This is a genomic window from Streptacidiphilus neutrinimicus, assembly GCF_000787815.1.
Taxonomy (GTDB): Bacteria; Actinomycetota; Actinomycetes; order Streptomycetales; family Streptomycetaceae; genus Streptacidiphilus; species Streptacidiphilus neutrinimicus.
Genome location: NZ_BBPO01000076.1, coordinates 1 through 24,750, shown reverse-complemented (window position 1 = coordinate 24,750; position 24,750 = coordinate 1). Strand labels below are relative to the sequence as shown.

Below are 24,750 nucleotides of genomic sequence, written 5' to 3'. Positions count from 1 at the left end.
CAGTGGCCCGAGTCGGCTCAGGCCGTGGTGGTCCGCGCGAAGAGGTCGGCGAAGTGACGCTGGACGACGGGCATCGCCTCGGCGGCCGGGACGTCCCGGCCTAGCTCGGAGCTGAGCGAGGCGACGCCGGCGTCGCGGATGCCGCAGGGGATGATGCGGTCGAACCAGGTCAGGTCCGGATTGCAGTTGAGCGCGAAGCCGTGCATGGTCACGCCGCGGGCGACGCGGACGCCGATGGCGGCGAGCTTGCGGTCCGCACCCCGCTGGCCCGCGTTGGACGGGGCGTACTCGGGGCCGGCCATGCGCGGGTCGAGGCCGAGCTTGGCGCCCATCCGCAGCGTGAGCGCGCCGATGTTGACCACCTGGGACTCGTCGACCTGGGCGCCCGGAATCTCCTGGCCCAGCTTCCACACGCCGCTGCGCCCCTCGACCCGGTTGCCCTCGACGCCGAACTCGGCGCACGCCCGGATCAGCGCCTCCTCGAGCCTGCGCACGTAGGCGACGACATCCATGGGCTCGGCCAGCTTGATGATCGGGTAGCCGACCAGCTGGCCGGGACCGTGCCAGGTGATCTCGCCGCCCCGGGTGACCTCGACCACCGGGGTGCCGTCGAGCGGGCGGTCCTCCGGCCGGGTGCGGCGACCGGCGGTGTAGACGGGCTCGTGCTCCAGCAGCAGCACGGTGTCCGGGATCTCGTCCGCCACGCGCAGCGCGTGCAGGCGCAGCTGCTCGTCCAGGGCGTCCTGGTAGCGGATGGTGCGTTCGCCCACGCCGAGGGGGACGAACCGCAGCTCACCGCCGAAACCGGTCTCCCTCGCGACCTCCGTGGCGGCCCCCGTCGCGGCCCCCGTTGCGATCGCGGCCGCGTCCCCCGCCGGGCTGCCCGTTTCCGTGACCACTGGGTGCCTCGCTTTCTGTCGTCCTGCTCCACGCAACTGTACGACCGGGCCCCCTGTTCCCAGGGCGCCGGACCGGAGCTTCGCTGAAAAGGGTGACAGATATTGAAATCTGTCAGTCCATCTCGCATACTCGAGACATGGCACTCAACGAACGCACTCTCGGTAGCAAGAGCTCCCCGCTCACCGTCTCCCGGCTCGGCCTGGGCGCGATGGGCATGTCCGACCTGTACGGCCCGGCCGACGAGGCCGAGTCGACGGCCACGATCCACGCCGCCCTCGACGCCGGCATCACCCTGATCGACACGGGCGACTTCTACGGCATGGGCCACAACGAGCTGCTCATCCGCGACGCGCTGCGCAGCAGCGGCCGTGCTCGGGGCGAGGTGGCGATCAGCGTCAAGTTCGGCGCGCAGCGCGACTACGCCGGCAACTGGCTCGGCTACGACGCCCGGCCCGCGGCCGTGAAGACGGCCCTCGCCTACACCCTGCGTCGGCTCGGCACGGACCACGTCGACGTCTACCGCCCCGCACGGCTCGACCCGAACGTCCCGATCGAGGAGACAGTCGGCGCCATCGCCGAGATGGTGGAGGCGGGTTACGTCCGCCACATCGGCCTCTCCGAGGTGGGGGCCGAGACGCTGCGCCGGGCCCAGGCGGTGCACCCGATCACCGATCTGCAGATCGAGTACTCGCTGATCTCGCGCGGGATCGAGAAGGAGATCCTGCCCACCGCTCGCGAGCTCGGCATCGGCGTCACCGCCTACGGCGTGCTCTCCCGTGGTCTCATCAGCGGCCACTGGCAGGCCGACCGGGAGCTGCCCGCGGGGGACTTCCGTGGCTTCAGCCCGCGCTTCCAGGGCGAGAACCTGGAGGCCAACCTGCGCCTGGTCGAGGCCCTGCGTGGGGTCGCGGAGGCGAGGGCGGCCTCGGTGGCCCAGGTGGCGATCGCCTGGGTGCTGGCCCAGGGCGACGACATCGTCCCGTTGATCGGCGCGCGCCGCCGGGAGCGGCTGACCGAGGCCCTCGGCGCGGCCGAGCTGGTGCTCGAGCCGTCCGATCTGGCGGCTATCGAGGAGGCCGTGCCGCAGGGCTCCGCCTCCGGTGACCGGTATGTTGCTGCCCAGATGGCCCACCTGGACAGCGAGAAGTAACAGGCGAGAAGTAGCGGGAGCGACCGGTATCGATGGCGGAGGCAGCACTCACCCCGGAGGAAATCCTCACAGCCGCGGAGGAGGTCCTGCGCCGGTACGGCCCGGCCAAGGCCACCGTCGTCGACGTCGCCCGGGTCCTGGGGGTGAGTCACGGCACGGTCTACCGCCACTTCCCCAGCAAGGCCGCGCTGCGGGGCGCGGTCACCCGTCGCTGGCTCGACCGTGCGCACGCGGCGCTGCCGGGTATCGCGGCCGGCCCGGAGGAGCCACGGGAGCGGCTTCGGCACTGGCTGGCCGCCCTGTTCCAGGCCAAACAGGAGAAGGCCCTCGCCGATCCTGAGCTCTTCGCCACCTATCAGGTGCTGGTGGACGAGAACAGCGAGCTGATTGCCGAGCATGTCAGCGGCCTGGAGGCACAGCTGGCCCGGATCATCGTGGAGGGCCAGGAGCAGGGCGCCTTCGGCTCCGGAGACCCAGGAGAGCTCGGCCACGTGGTTTTCCAGGCCACGGCCCACTACCACGATCCGGCGTACGCGGAGGAGTGGTCCCGGCCCGGAGTCGAGGGCGAGTTCGAGGCGGTAGTGGGCTTCGTGCTGCGGGGCCTGGCCTCCTGAGCTGGGCCGCAAAGGCTAGCTCGTGAGCAGGTGGAGGCGGAGGGCGAGCTGGAGCTCGAGGGCCCGCTCGGGGTGGTTCCAGTCGGGGCCGAGCAGCGCCTCCACGCGGTCCAGGCGCTGGACGACGGTGTTGACGTGGACGTGCAGCGCGTCCTTCGCCCGGGTGAGGCTCCCACCGCAGGCGAAGTAGGCGTCCAGAGTATGGACCAGTTCGGTGCCACGCCGGTCGTCGTAGGCGAGCAGCGGGCCGAGGGTCTCCTGGACGAAGCCCCGCACATCGTGGCCTTCGCCGAGCAGGACGCCGAGGAAGCCCAGGTCGGTCGCGCAGGCGCCGTCCCCCTCGCGGCCCAGGGCGCACAGGGCCCGCAAAGTCCTCAGGGCCTCGGCATGGGCGGCCGCGAGCTCGGCGATCCCGCCCGCCGGGCCGGCCGCGCCCACGGTGACCGGGGCGCCGGTGAGCTGGGTGAGCTGCGCAGCGGCCCCAGCCGCCACCGACGAGGCCGACGATGCTGACCACAGTGATGCGGCCGAAGACCCTGAGCCCGGCTCTGCCTCCGCGGGCAGCACGAGCACCACGCCCTCCCCGTGCTCCGCGCTGATCCCGCCGCGGCCGAAGAGCAGGCGGGTCGCGGCGCTCGCCAGACGGCCCCGAGCGCCCGCCGCGCCGACGCGGGCGGCCAGCAGCACGTGCGGTCGGCGCAGGTCGATGCCGAGGCGCAGGCCGCGCTGGAGCAGCCCGGCGGGGTCGCGCTGCGGACTGTCCAGCAGGTCTGTCAGCAGTTCGCCGCGGACGCGGTTCTCCGCCTCGGCGACGGAGCGGCGCAGCAGGAGCAGCAGCGCGGTGACGACGCCAGCCCGCTCGAAGAGTCGGCGATCGGCGTCCTCCAGTTTCGGGCGCCCAGTCAGCACCAGGCTGCCGAGCAGCTCCTGACCGGCCAGGACGGCGCAGACCCAGCGTCCGTCCGCCTCCACGGCCCGGCCGGCGGCCCGGGATTCGGCCACGAGCGCGCTCACGTCTGGCTCGGCCGTCTCTCCAGCCCCTCCGGCTTCGCGGGCCCCCTCGGCGAGCCGCTGGCCGTCAGGGTCCAGGACCGCGATGCCGCCGCCCAGGAGGGCGGAGACAGCTTCGGCTACGGCGGGCACCTCGCCGCCGCGCAGGACCAGGTCGGTCAGCCGGTCGTGAGCCTCCTCGGCGCGCTGCATGGCGGCCGAGTGGGCGCGGATCACCGCGTTCGCGGCGGCGAGGTCGGCCAGCGCCGCCCGGGTGTCGTCCAGGGCGCGGGCGGTGTCGATGGCGATGGCGGCGTGCGCGGCCAGCGTGCACAGCAGCGCCACCTCATCGGGGGAGAACGGCCGCGGATTGCGGTCGGCGGCGAAGAGCACGCCGATGACCTGCTTCTCCAGCAGCAAGGGCACGCCCAGGATGGCGACCAGGCCCTCGTCGAGGACGCCCGCGTCGATGTTGCGGGTGTGGTGAAAGCGGGCGTCCGTGCGGTAGTCGGGGGTGGCGTAGGGGCGGGCGGTCTGCGCCACCAGCCCGCCCAGCCCCTCGCCGAGTTCCAGCCGCAGGGTCTGGAACAGCGGCGAGACGGAGCCGTCGGTGACCCGCATGTAGGTGTCGCCGGCCTCCTCGTCCGGGAGGGTGAGGTAGGCGAGCTCGGTGCCCAGCAGCAGGCGGGCCCGGCGGACGATGGCCTGCAGCACGGCGTCCAGGTCACGGGAGGCGGCCAGGTCGGTGGCGGTGTCGAAGAGCGCCGTCAGCTGGGCCTCACGGCGGCGGTGCTGGGCCAGGGTGCGGTGGACGCGCAGCGCCAGCGCGCCGGAGCCGGGCGCCGCCGCTCCGGCCTCGCCGAGTTCTTCGGCGGAGGCGCCCCCGGCCAGCAGTCGCAGCAGCCGTTCGGCGGGGTGGATCTCGGTCTCTTCGGGCATGGTGCGGGCCATCGTCGCAGGAGTGGGTTGGAAGAGAGAAGGCCGTGTCAGGAGGTGGTCTGTCCGGCGGTCGTCTGTCCGGCGGTGGTCTGTCCGGGGGCGGTCTGGAGCGTCCCGCCGGTCGGCTCGTCCAGCTCGCGGCCCCGGGTCTCCCGGGCGAAGAGTAGTGCCACCACGGTGACCACGGCCGCAAGGCTCACGTAGAGCGAGATCGGCGTGGAGGTGCCGTAGCTCTTCAGCAGCGCCACGGCGATCAGCGGGGCCGGGGCGCCGGCGGCGACGGAGGCGAACTGGGCGCCGATGGAGGCCCCGGAGAACCGCATGCGGGTCTGGAACAGCTCGGAGAAGAACGCCGCCTGCGGGGCGTACATGGCGCTGTGGAAGATCAGGCCGACGGTGACCGCGAGCACCAGGGCCGGGAACGATCGGGTGTCCAGCAGGGCGAAGAAGGCCCAGGCCCAGGCCCCGGTGCCGACCGCGCCGACGAGATAGACGGGCTTGCGGCCGACCCGGTCGGACAGCGCCCCGAAGAGCGGGATCAGGCAGAACTGGATCGCCGACCCGATCAGGACCGCGTTGAGCGCCGTCTGCTTCTCGATCTTCAGGTGCTCGACGCAGTACGTGAGCACGAAAGTGACGATCACGTAGTAGCAGATGTTCTCCGCCATCCGGGCACCGATGGCGACGAGGACATCGCGCCAGTGGTGCCGCAGGACGGCGAGCAGCGGCGGCTGCTCCTTCTCGCCCTCGGCGGCGCGGGCCTCGGCACGGCGGCGGGCCTCCTTGAACAGCGGGGACTCGTCGACCCCGAGCCGGATCCACAGGCCGATCCCGACGAGCAGGGCGGACAGCAGGAAGGGAATGCGCCAGCCCCAGGACACGAAGGCCGCGTCGGGCTGAACGGTCGTCATCAGCGAGAGCACACCGACCGCGAGCAGGTTGCCGAGCGGTGCGCCGCCCTGCGGCCACGAGGCCCAGAACCCGCGACGTGAGGCGTCGCCGTGCTCGGAGACCAGCAGGACCGCGCCGCCCCACTCCCCGCCGAGGGCGAAGCCCTGGATCAGGCGCAGCACGGTCAGCAGGATCGGGGCGGTGACGCCGAGCGTGGCGTAGCCGGGGACGCAGCCGATCATGGCGGTCGCGACCCCCATCATCAGCAGGCTGATGACCAGCAGCCTCTTGCGGCCGAGCCGGTCGCCGTAGTGGCCGAAGACCAGGGCGCCGACCGGCCGGGCGGCGAAGCCGATGGCGTAGGTGAGGAACGAGAGCAGGGTGCCGGTCAGCGGATCCGTGGTCGGGAAGAAGACCTTGCCGAAGACGAGGGCGGCGGCGGAGCCGTAGAGAAAGTAGTCGTACCACTCGATGGTCGTACCGATGAGGCTGGCTCCGACGACCTTGGCTAGGCCCTTGGGGACTCTCGAAGCGGACGCTGCCTGCGTGGGTGCGGTTTCGGTTGCCACGACGGTGAGGCCTTCCGTGGGAGGGGTGGGGGTGGTGTGCGTAGGGCGTGGTGCGCGTACGGGTGGGGCGTGGACGGGTGGGGCGTGGACGGGGTGGTGCGCGTACGGGTCGCGCGTGGACGGGGCGGGCGTGGACGGGGTGGTGCGCGGCGCGCGTGGCCCGGTGCGTCAGCGGGCGGTCCAGCCGCCGTCCATGGGGAGGGAGGCGCCGGTGATCCCGGCGGCCGCGGGAGCGCACAGCCACAGGACGGCTGCGGCGACCTCCTCGGGTTCGATCAGGCGCTTGATCGCGGTGCGGTCGAGCATGATCTGGTTCACCACGTCCGCCTCAGGGATGCCGTGCGCCTCGGCCTGCGCGGCGATCTGACTCTCCACGAGCGGCGTCCGGACGTAACCGGGGTTGACGCAGTTGCTGGTGACGCCGTGCGGGGCGCCCTCCAGGGCGATGACCTTGCTCAGTCCCTCGAGCGCGTGCTTGGCAGTCACGTACGCGGACTTGAAGGCGCTGGCGCGCAGCCCGTGCACGGAGGAGATGTTGACGACCCGTCCCCATCCGCCGTCGTACATGTGGGGCAGGGTGTGGCGGACGATCCGGAACGGGGCCTCGACCATGACCCGCTGGATCAGGGCGAACCGCTCGGGCGGGAACTCGTGGAGCGGGGCGACGTGCTGCAGCCCGGCGTTGTTGACGACGATGTCCGCGTCGTCCGGGAGCGCGTCCACGGCCGCCCCGTCCGAGAGGTCGACCACCAGGGCGGTGCCGCCGATCCGCTCCGCGACCTCCCGGGCCGCCTCGGCCGCCCGGTCGACGACGTAGACCGCGGCGCCGGCCTCGGCGAGGGCGTGCGCGCAGGCCCGGCCGATCCCGCTGGCCGCGCCGGTGACCAGGGCTTTCCGCCCGGTCAGCAAGCTTGCGTGGGTGCTCTCCATGGCCGCAGACGCTAGGCGGCCGAGGCGGGGGCTCCCATGTGGGCCGCCGCCACAGACCGGCCCACGGCTGTGGGGGCCGCAGCCAGGGCGGACGGGCAGCGGGATACTGGACCGGACGCAGGACCGGACCGAGGACCGGGCACGGGACGGGGCACGGGACCGGGCACGGGGCGAGCGGGACGGTCCCGTAAGGCGCGCGCGTCGTCCCACGCGTCGCATCGTCCCCGACAGGAGGGACGGGCTTCACCCGTTCGGACGATTGTCCGGCCGGAACCGGCCGCAACCGCCAAATGCTCGCTACATTCACGCCGTTCCCCTAGGGAGCTCGCGGCGTTCGGTGCGGGCCCCCGGAAGGTGTGTGCCAGATGCCCCAACGGCCTGTGACCGATCGACCGCCGCTCGACCGCGCCCCCCTCGACCGCGCCCTGCTGGACGGCCGGCCGCGCCGCGCAGCGGAGTCCCCACCCACGTCGGAGCGTGCCGGTTCAGGCGCGGGGGCGGGCGGAGGAGCCGCCGGTGATCGTCTCCAGTACAACCAGCGGCTCTCGGCGCTGATCGAGGAGGCGGGCTTCTCGCATGCGGGGCTCGCCCGGCGGGTGGACCAGCTCGGCAGTGAGCACGGTCTGGATCTGCGCTACGACAAGACGTCGGTGACCCGCTGGCTGCGCGGCCAGCAGCCGCGCGGGGCGACGCCCGCGCTGATCGCCGAGGTGTTCACCCGGCGGCTGGGGCGGCGGCTCACCGCCCAGGATCTCGGCCTGGACGCGTGCGCCCCGGTGTACGCGGGGCTGGAGTTCGCCGAGAGCCCGGCCGAGGCGGTGGACATCGTCGCCAGCATGTGGCGCAAGGACACCGGCGCCCACAGCGAGCTGCGGCGGATCGCCTTCACCCCCGCCGGCTTGGTGGTGCCGAGCCGGGACTGGCTGATCGGGCGCACGGACGACCGGGTGGCCCGGGAGACGCCGCAGGATCTGGGCCGTCACGACGCGGGCCGCACTGGCATCCCGCCCCAGGCCCGCCGCGACGGGGGGACGGCGGGCGGCCTGGCGAGCGGCCCCGCTACGGGTGCCGCCGGTCCGGCTGGCGGAGCCGGTTCCGGCGCCAACGAGCAGGCCGTTGCGCTGCGCGGCGTGCCGCGCGTCAGCCGTGGCGACGTGGCGGCGATGCGCGCGGTGGGGGACTTGTTCCGTGCGCTGGACAACGCCTACGGCGGCGGTCATGCCCGGCAGGCGCTGATCCGGTATCTGGAGAGCGAGGCCGAGCCGATGCTGCGCGGCCGTTACAACGAGGCGATCGGCCGTGCCCTGTTCGGGGCGGTCGCGGATCTGACCAGGCTGGCGGGCTGGACCTCGTACGACATCGGGGCACACGGTCTGGCGCAGCGTTACTTCGTGCAGTCGCTGCGCCTCGCGCAGGCCGCCAACGACCGGCTGTACGGCGGCTACGTGCTGGTGACGATGAGTCGGCAGGCGGTCTACCTCGGGCACGGCAGGGAGGCGGTCCAGCTGGCGCGGGTGGCCCAGCAGGGCGTGGGGTCGACGGCTCCGGCGGCGGCGCAGGCGCTGATGCACGCCGCGGAGGCGCGCGGGCACGGGCTGCTCGGGGACGCCCGGTCCTGCACGGCCGCGCTGGTGCGGGCCGAACGGGCGTTGCAGGCCTCCCACGGCGGGGACGAGCTGCCCAGCTGGGCGCGGTTCTTCGACGAGGCGCAGTTGGCCGACGAGTTCGCGCACTGCTACCGGGATCTGCAGCAGTGGCGCCCGGCGGCGCAGCACGCGGAGCGGTCGTTGCGGCTGCGCCCGCAGACCTACGCGCGCAGCCGGGTCTTCTGCCGGGTGGTGCTGGCCACCTCCCGGCTCGGCCTCGGCGAGCTGGACGAGGCGTGTGCGGCGGCGACGGAGGCGCTGCGCGGGGTGACCGAGATGCGGTCGCTGCGCGCGGTGGAGTACCTGCGGGACTTCGCCCGCAGGCTGGCGCCGTACCGCGGCAACCCCTCGGTCCGGGCCTTCGAGGAGGCGGCCCGGACCGCAGGGGTGATCTGACCCGACGCCGGCGGATCCCGGCACCGGATCTGTTGCTGGTTCCCTCCGGCTACGCGGCCTGGCTGCGCGGCCCGGCTGCGCGGCCCGGCTGCGCGGCCCGGCTACGCGGCCAAGTTGCGCGGCCCGGCTACGCGGCCATGGCTGCCGCGGGAGTGGCGGGGGCCGCGATGCCGAGGTCGCGCAGCACCGCGTCCGCGGCGCGGCGGCCGGAGACGAGCGCGCCCTGGAGGGAGCTGGTGTCGCGGTGGTCGCCGCACACGTACAGGCCGCGCAGCACCCTGACGGGGCGGCGGAAGACGTGCGGCGGCGGCATCGCGGGCAGCGCCTCGGCGAAGTGGCGTGCGGTCAGGAAGTGCCAGCCGCTGGTGTCGGTGTCGTAGAGGGGGGCGAGTGCCTCCCGGACGGCGGGCTCGGCGGGGACGGCGGCGCGGTGGCCGAGCACGGTGGAGGCGATCAGCGCGCCGGACGGCGCGTAGGAGCGGTCCACCTCACTGAGCACCAGCGTGTGCGAGACGAGTGCGCCGGGGGTGGCGTCGAGCAGGAGCACCGGTTCGGCGAGTGGGCTCGTGTCGGCTACGTGGTAGTAGGTGGTGACCGGGTGGTGCTCGGGTGCGTGCAGGCCGGGCAGCAGCCCGGCGGCGGAGCGCGAGTCGGTGGCGACCACGACGGCGCGCGCGCCGAACCGGCCGTGGTGCGCCGTCTCGACGCCGTCGGCGGCGATGCCGGTGACCTCGACGCCGATGCGGATGGTTCCGGCAGGCAGGCGTTCGGCGAGCGCGAGCGGGACGGCGCCGACGCCCTGGGCGGGCAGGCAGAGCCTGCCGCGGGCGTAGCTGCGCAGCACCAGGTCGGACACGCGGCTGCTGGTGCGCAGCAGCGAGTCGTTGAGCAGGGCGGTGAGCAGCGGCCGCAGGAAGCCGTCGACGGTCGCTGCGGGGATGCCGCGCCGGTTCAGGGCCTCCGCGGTGGTGAGTTCCGGCCGGGTGAGCAGCCGCTCGACGGGGGTGGAGGCGAGCCGGGCCAGGTTGGCGCCGAGGCGTGCCTTGTCCCAGGGGCGGCCGATGGGGGAGCGGGCGGCGCCGAGTGCGGCGCCCAGCGCGGCGCGCGGGGTGCCGGGGGCGCCCATGCGGTAGCGGCGTCCGTCGGCGTGGACCATCACGTCGGCGCTGAGCGGACGCAGTTCCAGGTCGCCGAGGTCGAGGGACCTGGCCAGCTCCGGGTAGGCGGAGTTGAGCAGGTGGGTGCCGTGGTCGAGCCGGTAGCCGTCGCAGTGTTCCCCGGCCATGCGGCCGCCTACGTGGTCGGTGGCCTCCAGGACGGTGACGGACAGTCCGCTGCTGGTGAGTCTGCGGGCTGCGGTCAGGCCGGCCAGACCTGCGCCGACGATCACGACATCGGTGTCGCGTCGGCGCGGATGCAGGGGGGTGGGGATGGCTACTGTGGGCACGGACGGCTCCCTCCGGGTGCCAGGCTTCCGGGGCTTCTCTCAGTCATGCCCCCCCAAACGGCAGCTCAGACAAGGAAGTTCGAAGCGTTCGTCGGCCCTCCCCGGACAGATGTGACGCTGGGTCATATCTGGGTCGGGCTCGCGCGCCCCTGGTTACCCCGGCGTAAGCATGCGCCCCGAGTATGCCCCCGTACGCCCCCTGAGCGGGACTCTGCGCCGGTCGGCGACGGCTTCGTCATAGCGGAGCGTGACGAGCCGGGCGAGCGCATCGTGTGCGCCCAACGGGGCCGAGGTGAGGCAGGCGCCTGCGTGGGCGCCGGACTCGGCGGCGCGGCGCGCGAAGAGGCCGGGCCCCAGCAGGTACTCGGCGACGGCGACCCGCTCGTGTCCCTGCGCCCGTAGCGCCGCCACGGCTTCGGCAGGCGTCGGCCCCGCCGCGCACAGGTAGGCCGGTACGACGGGGGGCCTGCCCGGGAGGCGCTCCCGGAGCAGCCCGGCCATGGCGGCGGTGTCGGCGTTGGCCGCCGGGTCGGTGGAGCCCGCCGCCGCCAGCACCAGGGCGCTCGGCGGGGCCTGCGCCCGCCGGCCCGCCTCGTCCAGCCGGTCGCCGAGCGCCTCGGCCAGCAACGGGTCGGGGCCGAGCGCCCGGGCGAGGCGGCCGCGCAGGTGCGGTGCGTCGGCGAGCGCGGACGGGATGTCGACACGGACGTGGAAGCCGGCGCCCAGCAGCAGCGGTACCAGCACCACCTCTCCGCGCAGCCGCGCCAGCGTCTCCGGCAGCGAGGGGGCGACGACGTCCAGGAAGCAGCGCTCGACGCACAGCTCGGGCCGGAGCGCCCGCACCCGGGCCACCAGCGCCTCGGTCGCGGCGACGCCCTCGCGCTCCCGGGTCCCGTGGGCGACGGCCAGCAGGACCGGGCGCGGGGGCCGCGGGCCGGTCATCCGTCCGCCACCCGATAGCCGCGCTTGGGGACGGTGCGGACCAGGTCGCTGTGGCGGCCCAGCGACTGCCGCAGCCGGGCGACGGCCGCCTCGACGGCGTGCTCGTCGGCGTCGGAGTCGGCCCAGGCGCGGCGGAGCAGCTCCGCGCGGCTGAGCACCCAGCCCGGGTTCTCGGTGAGTGCGCGCAGCACGGTCGCCCCCTTGGGGGAGAGCCAGTAGCTCTCGCCGTCCACCAGCAGGACGTTGCCCTGGAGCACGAGTTCGCGACCCGACACCCGCAGCGTCCGCCGACTGCGGGTGGGGAGCGCCTCGGTCAGCGTGCGGACCAGGGAGCCGAGGCGGCCGCGGTCCGGCCAGACGACGGGGACGCCGGCCTCGAGGAGCGGCCGGGCGCAGACGGGGCCGACGCAGACGGAGAGGATCTCGCCGCGCATGGCCTCCAGCACCGGCCCGTCCAGGCCGTCGGCCGCGGCAGTGGCGAGGAAGGCGGTGATCGCGGGCGCGCTGGTGAAGGTCAGGGCGTGCAGTTCGCGTCGGGCGGTCTGCTCGACCAGGCGTCTGACGGGCGCGGGATCCTCGGGCGGGGCCCACCGGTAGACCGGGACGGAGATCACCTCGGCGCCGCGTTCACGCAGCGCCGCGGCGAAGTCGGTGAGCGGGATGCCGTGCTCCTGCACGGCGATCCTGCGGCCGTCGAGCGGACGGGCCAGCAGCCAGGTGAGCAGCTCGTCGGTGGCCTCGCTGCCCGGCGACCAGGTCTCGTCCAGTCCGCTGGCGCGGACGGCGCCAGTCGCCTTGGGTCCGCGGGTGAGCACGACCGCGTCGCGGCAGGCGGCGGCGAGTTCCGCGCCACGGCCCCAGCCGTCGGCGGCGCTCATCCAGCCGCGCCAGCCCACGCCGGTGGTGGCCACCACGTAGTCGAGCGGCGCCCGCAGGCACTGCTCGGTGGCGCGGCGCAGCGCGAGGTCGTCCTCCAGCGGCAGGATCCGCAGCGTCGGCGCCTCGACGACCCGCGCCCCGCGTCGCGTCAGCAGCGCGACGAGCTCGTCGCGGCGCCGTGCGGCGGTGACGCCGACGGTGAACCCGGCGAGCGGGAGGATTGGTGAGGTCTCTGCGGTGCCCATGGACGCAGGTTCACCGCCCCCGGTTGCCGCGACGTTGCTTCGCGATCACGCGCGCGTTAGCGAAGCGCCCGCTCGTGTTACGGCGCGTGTCGGTGGCCCGACCCCGTCCCCGGGGCGGCGTGAGGGAGAGTTGCCGCAGGCGCAACACCCGGGACAAGGACGCGTAACGCTCCACGATCAACGTCGTTGCCATGACCACTACTTGGGCGGCTGCCACGGCGACGCACTGCCCGTACTGCGCGCTGCAGTGCGGGATGCGGCTCGTGCCGGCGGCCGGCGCGGTGCCCGTGGAGGTCCGCGAGCGCGCCGACTTCCCCGTCAACCGCGGTGCGCTGTGCGGGAAGGGGCAGAACGCCGCGGCGCTGCTCGCGCCCGGTGTCCGCCTCACCACGCCGCTGGTCCGCGACGTGCGGGACAGCAGGGGCGGCCGGGCCGCCCGTGGCGAGCTGCGCGCCGCGAGCTGGGCGGAGGCGCTGGACCGGGTGGCGTCCGGCTTCGCGGCCGTCCGCGAGGAGCACGGCGCGGACGCGGTGGGCGTCTTCGGCGGCGGCGGGCTCACCAACGAGAAGGCCTACCAGCTCGGCAAGTTCGCGCGGATCGCGCTGAGAACCGCGACGATCGACTACAACGGCCGGTTCTGCATGTCCTCGGCCGCGGCGGCGGCCCGGACCGCCTTCGGCGTCGACCGCGGCCTACCCTTTCCGCTGGCGGACATCCCGCACACCGACAGCCTGATCCTGGTGGGCGCCAACCCGGCCGAGACCATGCCGCCCGCGCTGCGCTACTTCCGCGAACTGCGCGAGAACGGCGGCACGCTGATCGTCGTCGACCCGCGCCGCACCCGCACCGCCGAGCAGGCGGACCTGCATCTGCAGCCGGTGCCGGGCACCGACCTCGCGCTGGCCCTCGGCCTGCTGCACCTGCTGATCGCCGACCGGATGGTCGACGTCGACTTCGTCGCCGAGCGCACCAGCGGCTTCGAGCAGGCCCGCGCCGCCGCGATGGCGCACTGGCCCGAGCGGGTCGAACGGATCACCGGCGTGCCGGTTGCGGCGCTTCGCGAGGCGGCGCGGCACTTCGGCCGCGCCCGCACCGGCATGGTGCTGACGGCGCGCGGCCCGGAGCAGCAGAGCAAGGGCACCGACACCGTCGGTGCCTGGATCAACCTCTGCCTGGCGTCGGGCAAGGCGGGACGGCTCTACTCCGGTTACGGCTGCCTCACCGGCCAGGGCAACGGGCAGGGCGGGCGCGAGCACGGTCAAAAGGCCGACCAGCTCCCCGGCTACCGGTCCATCGAGGACCCGGCGGCCCGGGCCCACGTCGCCGCTGTCTGGGGCGTCGGGCCCGACGAGCTGCCGCGCAGCGGCCGCTCCGCCTACGAGCTGCTGGACAGCCTGGGCGCGCCCGGCCCGGACGGCGTCCGCGCGCTGCTGCTGATGGGCTCCAACCCGGTCGTCTCCGCGCCCCGGGCCGCGCGGATCACCGGGCGCCTGCGCTCGTTGGACCTGCTGGTCGTCTCCGACCTGGTCCTCTCCGAGAGTGCGCAGCTCGCGGACGTGGTGCTGCCGAGCACGCAGTGGGCCGAGGAGACCGGCACGATGACCAATCTGGAGGGCCGGGTGCTGCTGCGCCGTCGGGCCACCGAGCCGCCGGACGGCGCCCGCAGCGACTTGTGGGTGCTCAAGGAGCTCGCCGAGCGCCTGGGCGCCAAGGGCCCCGGCGGCGAGGGCGGCTTCGACGACGACCCGGAGACCGTTTTCGCGGAGCTGCGCCGCGCCTCGGCGGGCGGCCCGGCGGACTACGCCGGCATCAGCTACGGACGGATCGCCGCCGAGGACGGCGTCTTCTGGCCCTGCCCGGCCGAGGACCACCCCGGCACCCCCCGTCTCTTCCTGGACGCCTTCGCCACACCGGACGGGCGCGCCCGGTTCGCGCCGGTCAGCCACCGCCCGGCCGCAGAGGAGCCGGACGCCGAGTATCCCGTCCACCTGACCACCGGACGGGTCCTCGCCCAGTACCAGAGCGGCGCGCAGACCCGCAGGGTCGCCGAGCTCAACGCGGCCGCTCCGGGCCCGTTCGTGGAGCTGCACCCGCGGCTTGCCGCCCGGGTCGGCGTCGTGGACGGCGAGCCGCTCGCGGTGGTCTCCCGACGCGGCCGCGTGGTCGCCCCGGCCCGGGTCACCGACGCGATCCGGCCCGACACGGTCTTCATGCCGTTCCACTGGGCCGGCCCCGGACGCGCCAACACGCTGACCAACCCCGCGCTGGACCCGACCTCGAAGATGCCCGAGTTCAAGGTCTGCGCGGTGCGCCTGGAGCGGACGGGGGAGAGAAAGTGAGCAAGCGTCATATCGCCGTGGTAGGCGCGGGCATGGCCGCGGCCAGATTCGCCGAGCGATACTCCGCGCTGGGCGGCGAGGCCCGGGTCACTCTCTACGGCAGCGAGCCGCGCGCCCCGTACAACCGGGTGCTGCTCGCGGACGTGCTCACCGGCCGCTACGACGCGGAGGCGATCACACTGCCGGTGGGCGACGCCGTGCTGCGGCCCGGCGCCGAGGTGGTCGCGCTCGACCTCGGCGCGCGGGTGCTGACCCTCGTCGACGGCGGTACCGAGGCCTACGACGAGCTTGTGCTGGCCACCGGCGCCAACCCGGTGCTGCCGCCGATCCGCCGGCTGCGCCGCGAGGACGGCGGAGGGCCGCGCGAGGGCGTGCACGCGCTGCGCACCCTGGCCGACTGCGCCCGGCTGGCCGAGGAGGCGATGGACGCCAAGCGCGCCGTGGTCGTCGGCGGCGGGGTGCTCGGCGTCAGCGTGGCGCGGGCGCTGGCCGCGCTCGGTCCGCAGGTCGAGATCGTGCACCAAGGGCCGCACCTGATCGAGCGCCAGCTCGACGAGGACGCCGCGACGGCGCTGCGCGAGGCCCTGCGGACCCTGGGCGTCGAGGTCTACCTGGGCAACCGCGCCCGCGCGCTGACCGAGGCGGGCGAGGTGGAGCTGGCGGACGGGTACCGGCTGTCGACGGACCTGACCGTGCTGGCCTGCGGCGTCCGCCCGCGCACCGCCCTCGCCCACGCCGCGGGTCTGGCGGTCGGCCGGGGCGTCCTCGTCGACGACACCCTCGCCGCCTCCCCCGCGCACGCCTCCACCCCGCACGGCTCCGCCCCACACGGCTCCGCCCTGGAAGCGCCCACCCCCACCCCGCACGTGTTCGCCATCGGCGACTGCGCCGAACACGCGGGCGTCGTCCACGGACTGGCCGGACCGGCCTGGGAGCAGGCCGACGTGCTGGCCGCCCGGCTCTCCGGCGCCGACCCGGAGGCGCGCTACACCGGCTCACGGCCGCTGGCCCGGCTCAGCGCCGGCCCGATCGAGTACGCCGCCTTCGGCGAGGTCCACGCGGACGCCGAGGCGGACGTGCTGCGGCTGACCGACGCGACCCGCGGCAGCTACAAGAAGCTCGTGATGCGCGGCGACCGGCTGGTCGGCGCGATCCTCCTCGGCGATCTCGCCACCGTCGGCGATCTCGCCCGCGCGCTGGCGCGCGACGCCTCCCTCCCGGAGACCCCCCTGCATCTGCTGACGCAGCACCTGCTCACCACCACCCTCGGAGCCTCCCGATGACGACCCAACTCCAAGACCTCGTCCTGGTCGGCCACGGCATGGTCGGCCAGCGCTTCCTCGAGGCCTTCGTCGAGCAGCCGGGCGCCGCCGAGTGGCGGATCACCGTGCTGGCGGAGGAGCCCCGCGCCGCCTACGACCGGGTGCACCTGACCTCATGGTTCTCCGGCACCAGCGCGGAGGAGCTGTCGCTCGCCCCGACCGGCTTCCTCGCCGAGCACGGCATCGACCTGCGGCTCGCCGACCCGGCGACCGTCGTCGACCGGGCCGCGCGCACCGTCACCTGCGGCTCCGGCGCGGTGCTGCGCTACGACGCGCTGGTGCTGGCGACGGGCTCCTACCCGTTCATGCCGCCGGTCCCCGGCCATGACGCGGCCGGCTGCCACGTCTACCGCACCATCGAGGACCTGGAGCGGATCCGCGACGAGGCGGAGCGGCTCGGGCCCGGCGGCGTCGGCGTGGTCGTCGGCGGCGGGTTGCTGGGGCTGGAGGCGGCGGGCGCACTGACCGCGCTGGGCCTGACGACGCACGTCGTGGAGTTCGCGCCGCGGCTGATGGCGCTCCAGGTCGACGAGGGCGGCGGCAGGCTGCTCCAGCGCAAGATCGAGGGCCTGGGCGTCCGCGTCCACACCGGCGCGGGCACCCAGGCGATCCTCATCGGCGAGGACGGCCGGGTGCGTGCGATGGGCCTCTCGGACGGGCGGGAGCTGGCCGCTGACCTGGTGATCTTCTCGGCGGGCGTGCGGCCGCGCGACCAGCTGGCCCGCGCGTGCGCTCTGCCGGTGGGCGAGCGCGGCGGCATCGTGGTCGACGAGCGCTGCCGCACCCGTGACCCGCACGTCTACGCCATCGGCGAGTGCGCGCTGGCGGCCGACGGCCGGGTCTACGGCCTGGTCGCCCCCGGCTACCAGATGGCCGAGACCGCGGCCCGCTCGCTCGCCGGGGGACGGGACCAGGAGCTGCGGGAGGAACACCGCTTCACCGGCGCCGACACCTCCACCAGGCTCAAGCTGCTCGGGGTGGACGTGGCCAGCTTCGGCGACGCGCACGGCGCGACCGAGGGCGCGGTCGACGTGCTGTACAGCGACAGCCGGGCCGGGATCTACAAGAAGCTGGTGATCGGCGCCCAGGGGCAGCTGCTCGGCGGGGTGCTGGTCGGCGACACCGAGGCGTACGGGCTGCTGCGGCCGCTGGCGATGGGCGGCAACCCGCTGCAGACGGCGCCGGAGCAGCTGGTGCTGCCCTCCGGTCTGGCCCCGGCCTCCGGGCCCATCGCGCTGCCGGACGAGGCGGTGGTCTGCTCCTGCCACAACGTCAGCAAGGGCGAGATCCGGGCCGCCGTCCACGACCAGGGCTGCACCACCGTGCCCGAGGTCAAGAAGTGCACCAAGGCGGGGACAGGCTGCGGCTCCTGCGTGAAGCTGCTCGGCACGATCGTCACCGAGGAGCTGGAGGCGGGCGGCGTCACCGTCGACAGGAGTCTGTGCGAGCACTTCGCGCACACGCGCGCGGACCTGTACGAGATCGTGCGGGTGGCGGGCATCGGCACCTTCTCCGAGCTGCTGGACCGCCACGGGCGCGGCGGCGACGGCTGCGACGTCTGCAAGCCGGCCGTCGCCTCCATCCTGGCCGGCCTCGCGGGCGGCCACATCCTCGACGGCGAGCAGGGCGCGCTGCAGGACACCAACGACCACTTCCTGGCCAACCTGCAGCGCAACGGCTCCTACTCTGTCGTCCCGCGCATCCCCGGCGGCGAGATCACCCCCGAGGGGCTGATCACCATCGGCGAGATCGCCCGTGACCACGGCCTCTACACCAAGATCACCGGCGGCCAGCGGATCGACCTCTTCGGCGCGAGCGTCGACCAGCTCCCGCGGATCTGGCGGCGGCTGGTGGACGCGGGCTTCGAGTCCGGCCACGCCTACGGCAAGTCGCTGCGCACAGTGAAGTCCTGTGTGGGGGAGACCTGGTGCCGCTACGGCGTGCAGGACTCCGTCGGCCTGGCCATCGAGCTGGAGCTGCGCTACCGGGGCCTGCGCTCACCGCACAAGCTGAAGGCCGCCGTCTCCGGCTGCGCCCGCGAGTGCGCCGAGGCCCAGAGCAAGGACTTCGGCGTGATCGCCACCTCCGCCGGATGGAACCTCTACATCGGCGGCAACGGCGGTATGACCCCGCGTCACGCCGACCTGCTGGCGGCGGACCTGGACAAGGAGACGCTGCTCAGGACGATCGACCGCTTCCTGATGTTCTACATCCGCACCGCCGACCGGCTGGAGCGCACCTCGGTCTGGCTGGACCGGATCGAGGGCGGCCTGGAGCACGTCCGGCAGGTGGTGCTGGAGGACTCGCTGGGCATCTGCGCCGAGCTGGACGCGCTGATGGCCCGCCACGTCGACGCCTACCAGGACGAGTGGGCCGCCGTGCTCGCCGACCCCGACCGCCTGCGGCGCTTCACCTCCTTCGTGAACGCCCCGGGTACGCCCGACCCGGCCGTGACCTTCGTCCCCGAGCGCGGCCAGATCCGCCCCGCCCGCCCCCACGAGGACGGGCGGATCCTCACCCCGGCGCTGGTCGCCGGCCCCCGACTGGAGGTGCACACCGCATGATTGGAGACCGGGCATGACCGAGATGCTGATCAGGCCCCCCGCGACCGACGCGACGACCGGCATGGTGGAGATCCTCGACGGCCGGACCTGGACCCGCGTTTGCGACTACCAGGAGCTGACCCCGGGGCGCGGCGTGGCCGCACTGAGCGCGGGAGGCGCACAGGTCGCGGTCTTCCGCGACCGGTCCGGCGCGCTCTACGCGGTGGACAACCGCGACCCGTTCAGCGGGGCGTACGTGCTCTCGCGCGGCATCGTGGGCAGCCGGGACGGGGTTCCGACGGTCGCCTCGCCGATGTACAAGCACGTTTTCGACCTGCGCGACGGGCGCTGCCTCGACGAGGAGACGGCGCCCGACGGGCGGCCCGCGGTGCTGCGGGTCTGGGCCGTGCGCGTCGCGGCGACGGAGGGCGCCCCGTGACCGCCGTCCCGGTGGCGGAGGCCACCGTCGCCGCCCCTGCCAGAACCCGTGCCATCACCGAGTGGCGGCCCGAGGACGAGGACTTCTGGGCCGAGGCCGGAGCCAGGGTCGCCCGGCGCAACCTGGTCTTCTCCGTCCTGTCGGAGCACATCGGCTTCTCGGTGTGGAGTCTCTGGTCGGTACTGGTGCTCTTTCTCGGCCCGGCCTACCACGTCGACGCCGCGGGCAAGTTCACCCTCACCGCGGTGCCGACCGCGCTCGGCGCGGTGCTGCGGCTGCCCTACACCTACGCGGTGGCGCGCTTCGGCGGCCGCAACTGGACCGTCTTCAGTGCGACGCTGCTGCTGGTGCCGACGGTCCTGGCCGGCGTCGTGCTGCACCCGGGCGTCTCCTACGGGACGCTGCTGGCGGTGGCCTGCGTCGCGGGCGTCGGCGGCGGCAACTTCGCCTCCTCGATGGCCAACATCAACGCCTTCTACCCGCAGCGGCTCAAGGGCTGGGCGCTCGGGATCAACGCGGGCGGCGGCAACCTCGGGGTCCCGGTCGTGCAGTTGGTCGGCCTCGCGGTGCTGGCCACCGCAGGGGCCGCGCACCCGCGCCTGGTGCCGCTGGTGTACCTGCCGCTGATCGTCCTCGCGGCGCTCGGCGCGGCCCTGCGGATGGACAACCTCGGCACGCCGAGGAACGACCGGCACGCGCTGCGCGACGTCGCGCTGGAGCCGCACAGCTGGGTGATGTCGCTGCTCTACATCGGCACCTTCGGCAGCTTCATCGGCTTCGGCTTCGCCTTCGGGCAGGTGCTGCAGGTGCAGTTCCACCAGCAGTTCGACACCCCGGTGAAGGCCGCCTGCCTGACCTTCCTCGGGCCGCTGCTCGGTTCGCTGGTGCGGCCGGTCGGCGGACGGCTGGCGGACCGTTACGGCGGCGCGAGGATCACGCTGGCGACCTTCGCGCTGATGGCGGTGGGCGCGGCGACGGTGCTGGCAGCCTCGCACGCGAGGTCGCTGCCGCTGTTCCTGGCCGGGTTCGTGGCGCTGTTCGTGCTCAGCGGTCTGGGCAACGGCTCGACCTACAAGATGATCCCGGCGATCTTCCAGGTGAGGGCGGCCACGGAGGAGGAGGCCCGGCGTCGGGCCTCGGGGCTGATCGGGCTGGCGGGCGCGATCGGCGCCTTCGGCGGGGTGCTGGTCAATCTGGCCTTCCGCCAGTCGTTCCAGGCCACCGGCAACGGTGACGCCGCCTACCTGGCCTTCCTGGCCGCCTACGCGGTCTGCTCGCTGGTCACCTGGGCGGTCTACCTCCGCCCCGGCGCCGACCGGCCCCAGGGGATCTGAGGGCCTGCCAGCACCGGGCCCGCCAGCAACGAGCCTCGCAGCAACGGACCGGCCACCCACGGACCGGCCTCAGAGCGCCGCCGCGACCGCCTGGTCGATGGTGGCGTGGGCGAAGCGGAAACCGGAGTCGAGCAGCCGCCGCGGCACCACGCGGTGGCTGCCGACGACCTCGATCGCCATCTCGCCCAGCGCGGCCCGCAGCGCGAACTCCGGCACCGGGAGCGTCGCGGGCCGTCGCAGCGCCCGGCCGAGGGCGGTGGTGATCTCGGCGTTGGTCACCGGCACCGGCGCGGTCAGGTTGAACGGACCGCTCAGGCGGTCGGTGTCGATCAGATGCCGGATCGCGGCGACCTCGTCGCGCAGCGAGATGAAGCTCCAGTACTGCTGGCCGTTGCCCATCCGGCCGCCGAGGCCGAGCTTGAACAGCGGCAGCAGCCGCGCGAACGCGCCGCCCCCCGCGTCGACCACGATGCCGCTGCGTGGGTGGGCGACGCGGATCCCCGCCTCGGCGGCGGGCGCAGCGGCTTCCTCCCACTCGACGCACAGCCGCGCGAGGAAGTCGTCGCCGGGCGGGGCGTCCTCGTCGATGACGGTGTCACCCGTCTGGCCGTAGTAGCCGGTGGCGGAGGCGGAGACCAGCACCCGCGGGCGCTTCTCCAGCCCGGCCAGCGCGTCGGCCAGGGTCTGCGTGCCGAGGACGCGGCTGTCGCGCAGGGTGCGCTTGTAGGCGGCGGTCCAGCGGCGGTCGCCGATCCCGGCGCCGGCCAGGTTGACCGCGGCGTCGACGCCCTCCAGTCCCTTGCGGTCGACGGCCCGCAGCGGCGGGTTCCAGCGCACCTCCACGGAGCCGTCCTCACGCTCCTGCGGCTCGCGCCGGACCAGACGGACCACCTCGTGCCCGTCGTCCAGCAGCGAACGGACCAGGGCGGAGCCGATGAGCCCGGTCGAACCGGTGACCGCGATGCGCATGCCGATATTCAAGCAGTTGGCACCTTAAGGAGCGCGTAGGCTCCGGCCATGGACACCGTGGATTCCGAGACCACCACCCGCGTCGTCATCCGACCGGCGGTCGCCGAAGACGGCCACGCCGTCTACGCGCTCGACCACCGGTGCTGGTCGACGGTGTCGGAGGTGTCGGAGCGCCCGGACCCGCCGCAGCCCGACAGCACCGCCTTCCGGGACGACCGCCACCGGCCGGAGCACATGCTGGTGGCCGAGGGCCGGGGCGAGCCGCTGGGTCAGGGCGAGCCGCTGGGCCATGGCGAACTGTTGGGCTGGGTGCGGGTGCTGCCGCCGACCCCGCTGCCGAGCAACGCCCACATCCGTGCCATCCAGGGGCTGCTGGTGGCCCCCGAGGCGCGCGGACTGGGCCTCGGCCGGGCCCTGCTGCACGCCGCCCTCGCCCGGGCCCGCGCCGAGGGCGCGGAGCGGGTGACGCTGCGTGTCCTGGCCGGCAACACGGTGGCGCGCTCGCTGTACGAGACGGCGGGCTTCGAGGTGACCGGCGTGCAGCCGCGCGAGTTCCTGCTGGCGGGGGAGTACCAGGACGACGTGCTGATGGGGATCGACCTGTGACCTACCTGGTGATCGGTGAGAGCGTGGCCGACATCGTCCGGGCGCCGGGCGTGCCGGACGTGGCGCATCCGGGCGGCAGCCCGGCCAACGTGGCCTACGGCCTGGCCCGGCTGGGCCATGACGTCGCGCTGCTGACCCAGCTCGGAGACGACGCGATGGGCGGGCTGATCCGCGCCCGTCTCGTCGCGGCGGGCGTGCGGCTGCTGGACGACGGGCAGAGCGACGTGCGCACCCCCACCGCGGTCGTTTCCCTGGACACGGAGGGCAGGGCGTCCTACACGTTCGACATCGCGTGGACGCTGCGGCCCGTGACACCGCGGGCCGAGGAGGTGCGGCACGTGCATCTCGGGTCGATCGGCGCGGCGGCGGCGCCGGGCGCGGCGGCGGCGCTGGCGATCGCCGAGGCGCTGCGCGGCCGCGCCACCGTCAGCTACGACCCCAACGTGCGGCCAGCGCTGATGGGCGAGCGATCGGCGGCCCTGGCGCAGGCGGAGCGCTGCGTGGCGGCGGCGGACGTGGTCAAGGCCAGCGACGAGGACCTGGCCTGGCTGTGTCCGGGGGAGCCGGAGGCGGCGGTCACGAGGCGCTGGCTCGGCATGGGTGTCGCACTGGTGCTGGTCACGCGGGGCGCGGCGGGCGCGGCGGCCTACACGGCGGCGCACACGGTCACCGCCCCGGCGGCCGCGGTGACGGTGGTCGACACCGTCGGGGCTGGGGACGCCTTCATGGCCGCCGTCCTGGACGCGCTCGACTCCTTGCACGCGCTCGCTCCGGAGCACGAGCGGACGGAGCGGGACGCGCGGCGGGAGCGGCTGGCGCGGCTGACCGCGCCGGAGCTCACCGAACTGCTGCGGCGGGCGACGGCCGCGGCGGCGGTCACCGTCTCGCGGGCGGGGGCCAACCCGCCGGACGCGGCGGAGCTCCGGCGGGCGCTCCAGGCGCCGGTCCGGACGCCGCTTCAGGCTGCGGTTCAGGCTCAGGTTCAGGCTCCGTAGCGCTCCCACAGGCGCGGGTAGCGCTTCTCCATCTCCTTCGGGTCGTCGAAGTCGAACTCGGCGCCCAGCGGCTTGCCGCCGCGGCGGCCGAGGTCGGGGAGGCGGGCGCCGGTGAGCTGCTCGTAGGCGCGGTCGGCGACCCAGCCGAGCTCCTCGGCGTCGCCGTCCTCCTCGTCGTCGAAGCTCGGCACCAGGTCCGACAGCTCGTCCGGGTCGGCCAGGGCGCCCTCGAAGACGTCGCGACCCTGGCCGACCAGCCAGGCGCAGAAGGCCTCGAAGGCCTCCTCCCCGGCCCCGCCGAGCAGCAGGTCGGCGGCGCCCCACAGGTCGACCCGCCAGGCCCGGCCCATCCGTGCCTCGAAGAGGCGGGCGAAGTCGAGCACCTCGTCGGGCGTCCGCTCGACAAGGCGTTCGACGAGCAGGTCGGCGTGGTCGACCGGGTCGCCCTCGGCGCTGTCCCGGGTCTCGTCGATGAGCAGCCAGAAGTCCGTCTCGTCCATCACGCCCTCAAGCATCCACGCCGGGCGTGCGCGACGCACGCGGGACAGGCCGAGAGCCCCGTCTCCACAGGGAGACGGGGCTCTCGGCGCGGTGCTTCTCGCGGACTACAGCCCGAGGTCGCCCTCGAACGCGCCCTCTTCGAGGCGGGCCTTCAGCGTGCCCAGGAAGCGGGCGGCGTCGGCGCCGTCCACCAGGCGGTGGTCGTAGGACAGGCCCAGGTAGACCATGTCGCGCACGGCGATGGTGGTGCCCAGCTCCGGGGTCTCCATGACGACCGGACGCTTGGTCGTCGCGCCGACGACCAGGATCGCGACCTGCGGCGGCGTGAAGATCGCGGTGTCGAACAGCGCGCCGCGCGAACCGGTGTTGGTGACGGTGAAGGTGCCGCCGGCCAGCTCGTCCGGCTTGACCTTGTTGTCCCGGGTGCGGGCGGCCAGGTCGGCGGTCTTCTTGGCGATGCCGGCGATGTTGAGGTCGCCCGCGTCGTGGATGACCGGGACCATCAGGCCGCGCTCGGTGTCGACCGCGATGCCGATGTTCTCGACGGCGTGGTAGGTGATTGTGTCGTCGTCGTTGATCGACGCGTTGATCACCGGGTTCGACTTGAGTGCCTCGGCGGCGGCCTTCACGAAGAACGGCATCGGCGAGAGCTTGACGCCCTCGCGGGCCTGGAAGGCGCCCTTGGCCTGCTCGCGCAGGCGCATGATGTTGGTGACGTCGACCTCGATCACCGTGGTCAGCTGCGCGGCGGTCTGCAGCGCCTTGACCATGTTCTCGGCGATGACCTTGCGCATGCGGGTCATCTTCACCGTCTGACCGCGCAGCGGGGAGGCGGCGGCGATGGTGGTCGGGGCCTTGGCGGCACCGGTCGCGGCGGCGGCCGGGGCGGCGACGGTCGCGCGGGCGGCCTCGGCGGCGGCCAGCACGTCCTGCTTGCGGATACGGCCACCGACGCCGGTGCCCTTGACCTGGTTCAGGTCGATGCCGTTCTCGGCGGCGAGCTTACGGACCAGCGGGGTCACGTAGGCGTCGGACGGCTCGACCGCGGCGGCCGGAGCAGCCGGAGCCGGAGCGACCGGGGCAGCCGGAGCCGGAGCCGGGGCGGCGGGAGCGGGCGCGGCCGGGGCCGGGGCGGCCGGAGCGGGGGCCGGAGCAGCCGGAGCC

General features: G+C 74.2%; 20 protein-coding genes. 10 read left to right on the top strand and 10 right to left on the bottom strand.

The annotated features are described in order from the left end of the window. Positions 1-17: 17 nt before the first annotated feature. Positions 18-770, bottom strand: a complete 753-nt coding sequence (gene lipB, locus TR48_RS31930; protein ID WP_439654513.1) for a lipoyl(octanoyl) transferase LipB — start codon at positions 768-770, stop codon at positions 18-20. A gap of 266 nt (positions 771-1,036) precedes the next feature. Here lipB and TR48_RS31925 point away from each other — a divergent pair, with 266 nt between their 5' ends. Together TR48_RS31925 and TR48_RS31920 are read left to right on the top strand one after the other, a co-directional pair. Further along, positions 1,037-2,050: an aldo/keto reductase gene (locus tag TR48_RS31925; RefSeq protein WP_042373845.1), complete on the top strand. Its 1,014-nt coding sequence runs from the start codon at positions 1,037-1,039 to the stop codon at positions 2,048-2,050. Positions 2,051-2,082: 32 nt separating this feature from the next. Continuing rightward, positions 2,083-2,664, top strand: coding sequence for a TetR/AcrR family transcriptional regulator (locus TR48_RS31920; protein ID WP_042373844.1), 582 nt, complete (start codon positions 2,083-2,085; stop codon positions 2,662-2,664). Positions 2,665-2,679: 15 nt separating this feature from the next. Here the strand turns inward: TR48_RS31920 and TR48_RS31915 are convergent, their stop codons facing one another. From TR48_RS31915 to TR48_RS31905, 3 genes are all read right to left on the bottom strand, one after another. Then, positions 2,680-4,593, bottom strand: coding sequence for a helix-turn-helix domain-containing protein (locus TR48_RS31915; protein ID WP_042373843.1), 1,914 nt, complete (start codon positions 4,591-4,593; stop codon positions 2,680-2,682). A gap of 47 nt (positions 4,594-4,640) precedes the next feature. Continuing rightward, positions 4,641-6,053 (bottom strand): MFS transporter, encoded by a 1,413-nt coding sequence (locus tag TR48_RS31910; RefSeq protein ID WP_042373842.1) that lies wholly within the window; start codon positions 6,051-6,053, stop codon positions 4,641-4,643. A gap of 168 nt (positions 6,054-6,221) precedes the next feature. Further along, complete coding sequence (locus tag TR48_RS31905) at positions 6,222-6,983, bottom strand: 3-hydroxybutyrate dehydrogenase (RefSeq protein ID WP_042373841.1); 762 nt, start codon at positions 6,981-6,983, stop codon at positions 6,222-6,224. 365 nt (positions 6,984-7,348) lie between these two features. Here TR48_RS31905 and TR48_RS31900 point away from each other — a divergent pair, with 365 nt between their 5' ends. Next, positions 7,349-9,025, top strand: coding sequence for an NsdA family TPR-like regulatory protein (locus TR48_RS31900; protein WP_236652425.1), 1,677 nt, complete (start codon positions 7,349-7,351; stop codon positions 9,023-9,025). A gap of 127 nt (positions 9,026-9,152) precedes the next feature. Here the strand turns inward: TR48_RS31900 and TR48_RS31895 are convergent, their stop codons facing one another. From TR48_RS31895 to TR48_RS31885, 3 genes are all read right to left on the bottom strand, one after another. Next, positions 9,153-10,472, bottom strand: coding sequence for an NAD(P)/FAD-dependent oxidoreductase (locus TR48_RS31895; protein WP_063771105.1), 1,320 nt, complete (start codon positions 10,470-10,472; stop codon positions 9,153-9,155). A gap of 153 nt (positions 10,473-10,625) precedes the next feature. Further along, positions 10,626-11,414, bottom strand: coding sequence for a sirohydrochlorin chelatase (locus TR48_RS31890; protein WP_042373840.1), 789 nt, complete (start codon positions 11,412-11,414; stop codon positions 10,626-10,628). After that, positions 11,411-12,538, bottom strand: coding sequence for a uroporphyrinogen-III synthase (locus TR48_RS31885; RefSeq protein WP_042373839.1), 1,128 nt, complete (start codon positions 12,536-12,538; stop codon positions 11,411-11,413). Before TR48_RS31885 ends, TR48_RS31890 begins: the two co-directional genes overlap by 4 nt. A 191-nt stretch (positions 12,539-12,729) precedes the next feature. Here TR48_RS31885 and TR48_RS42545 point away from each other — a divergent pair, with 191 nt between their 5' ends. From TR48_RS42545 to TR48_RS31860, 5 genes are read left to right on the top strand one after another with little or no spacing between them, the layout of a single operon-like run. Then, entirely contained in the window at positions 12,730-14,877 is a 2,148-nt protein-coding gene (locus TR48_RS42545) for a molybdopterin oxidoreductase family protein (protein WP_042373838.1), read from the top strand. Next, positions 14,874-16,160 (top strand): NAD(P)/FAD-dependent oxidoreductase, encoded by a 1,287-nt coding sequence (locus TR48_RS42540; RefSeq protein WP_236652424.1) that lies wholly within the window; start codon positions 14,874-14,876, stop codon positions 16,158-16,160. The genes TR48_RS42545 and TR48_RS42540 overlap by 4 nt, the downstream gene beginning before the upstream one ends. Continuing rightward, on the top strand, positions 16,157-18,763 hold the full coding sequence (nirB, locus tag TR48_RS31870) for a nitrite reductase large subunit NirB (protein WP_042373836.1): 2,607 nt from the start codon (positions 16,157-16,159) through the stop codon (positions 18,761-18,763). Before TR48_RS42540 ends, nirB begins: the two co-directional genes overlap by 4 nt. Positions 18,764-18,785: 22 nt before the next feature. Continuing rightward, positions 18,786-19,181 (top strand): nitrite reductase small subunit NirD, encoded by a 396-nt coding sequence (gene nirD / locus TR48_RS31865; RefSeq protein WP_042373853.1) that lies wholly within the window; start codon positions 18,786-18,788, stop codon positions 19,179-19,181. Then, on the top strand, positions 19,178-20,515 hold the full coding sequence (locus TR48_RS31860) for a nitrate/nitrite transporter (protein WP_084729930.1): 1,338 nt from the start codon (positions 19,178-19,180) through the stop codon (positions 20,513-20,515). The genes nirD and TR48_RS31860 overlap by 4 nt, the downstream gene beginning before the upstream one ends. A gap of 69 nt (positions 20,516-20,584) precedes the next feature. On the opposite strand, the gene TR48_RS31855 is transcribed toward TR48_RS31860, so the two are convergent. Further along, positions 20,585-21,484: a TIGR01777 family oxidoreductase gene (locus TR48_RS31855; protein WP_042373835.1), complete on the bottom strand. Its 900-nt coding sequence runs from the start codon at positions 21,482-21,484 to the stop codon at positions 20,585-20,587. 48 nt (positions 21,485-21,532) lie between these two features. On the opposite strand from TR48_RS31855, the gene TR48_RS31850 reads away from it, so the two are divergent. Next, the gene (locus tag TR48_RS31850) at positions 21,533-22,090 is read left to right on the top strand and encodes a GNAT family N-acetyltransferase (protein ID WP_042373834.1); all 558 of its coding nucleotides are present in this window, start codon (positions 21,533-21,535) and stop codon (positions 22,088-22,090) included. Then, a complete protein-coding gene (locus TR48_RS31845; RefSeq protein WP_042373833.1) occupies positions 22,087-23,085 on the top strand; it encodes a PfkB family carbohydrate kinase in 999 nt (332 codons plus the stop codon). Before TR48_RS31850 ends, TR48_RS31845 begins: the two co-directional genes overlap by 4 nt. Here TR48_RS31845 and TR48_RS31840 read toward each other — a convergent pair. Together TR48_RS31840 and sucB are read right to left on the bottom strand one after the other, a co-directional pair. Then, positions 23,073-23,585, bottom strand: a complete 513-nt coding sequence (locus tag TR48_RS31840) for a DUF4240 domain-containing protein (RefSeq protein ID WP_042373832.1) — start codon at positions 23,583-23,585, stop codon at positions 23,073-23,075. The genes TR48_RS31845 and TR48_RS31840 overlap by 13 nt on opposite strands. A gap of 105 nt (positions 23,586-23,690) precedes the next feature. Beyond that, positions 23,691-24,750 (bottom strand): 2-oxoglutarate dehydrogenase, E2 component, dihydrolipoamide succinyltransferase (gene sucB / locus TR48_RS31835; RefSeq protein WP_042373851.1); only part of this gene is annotated, 1,060 nt, incomplete at its 5' end.

Excerpts from the sequence above, each read along its gene's own strand:
- TR48_RS31915 (WP_042373843.1), bottom strand. The coding sequence starts at position 4,593 with ATGCCCGAAGAGACCGAGATCCACCCCGCCGAACGGCTGCTGCGACTG.
- TR48_RS31840 (WP_042373832.1), bottom strand. The coding sequence starts at position 23,585 with ATGGACGAGACGGACTTCTGGCTGCTCATCGACGAGACCCGGGACAGC.
- TR48_RS31855 (WP_042373835.1), bottom strand. The coding sequence starts at position 21,484 with ATGCGCATCGCGGTCACCGGTTCGACCGGGCTCATCGGCTCCGCCCTG.
- TR48_RS31885 (WP_042373839.1), bottom strand. The coding sequence starts at position 12,538 with ATGGGCACCGCAGAGACCTCACCAATCCTCCCGCTCGCCGGGTTCACC.
- TR48_RS31850 (WP_042373834.1), top strand. The coding sequence starts at position 21,533 with ATGGACACCGTGGATTCCGAGACCACCACCCGCGTCGTCATCCGACCG.
- TR48_RS42545 (WP_042373838.1), top strand. The coding sequence starts at position 12,730 with ATGACCACTACTTGGGCGGCTGCCACGGCGACGCACTGCCCGTACTGC.
- TR48_RS31890 (WP_042373840.1), bottom strand. The coding sequence starts at position 11,414 with ATGACCGGCCCGCGGCCCCCGCGCCCGGTCCTGCTGGCCGTCGCCCAC.
- nirD (WP_042373853.1), top strand. The coding sequence starts at position 18,786 with ATGCTGATCAGGCCCCCCGCGACCGACGCGACGACCGGCATGGTGGAG.
- TR48_RS31905 (WP_042373841.1), bottom strand. The coding sequence starts at position 6,983 with ATGGAGAGCACCCACGCAAGCTTGCTGACCGGGCGGAAAGCCCTGGTC.
- TR48_RS31900 (WP_236652425.1), top strand. The coding sequence starts at position 7,349 with ATGCCCCAACGGCCTGTGACCGATCGACCGCCGCTCGACCGCGCCCCC.
- nirB (WP_042373836.1), top strand. The coding sequence starts at position 16,157 with ATGACGACCCAACTCCAAGACCTCGTCCTGGTCGGCCACGGCATGGTC.
- TR48_RS31920 (WP_042373844.1), top strand. The coding sequence starts at position 2,083 with ATGGCGGAGGCAGCACTCACCCCGGAGGAAATCCTCACAGCCGCGGAG.
- TR48_RS31925 (WP_042373845.1), top strand. The coding sequence starts at position 1,037 with ATGGCACTCAACGAACGCACTCTCGGTAGCAAGAGCTCCCCGCTCACC.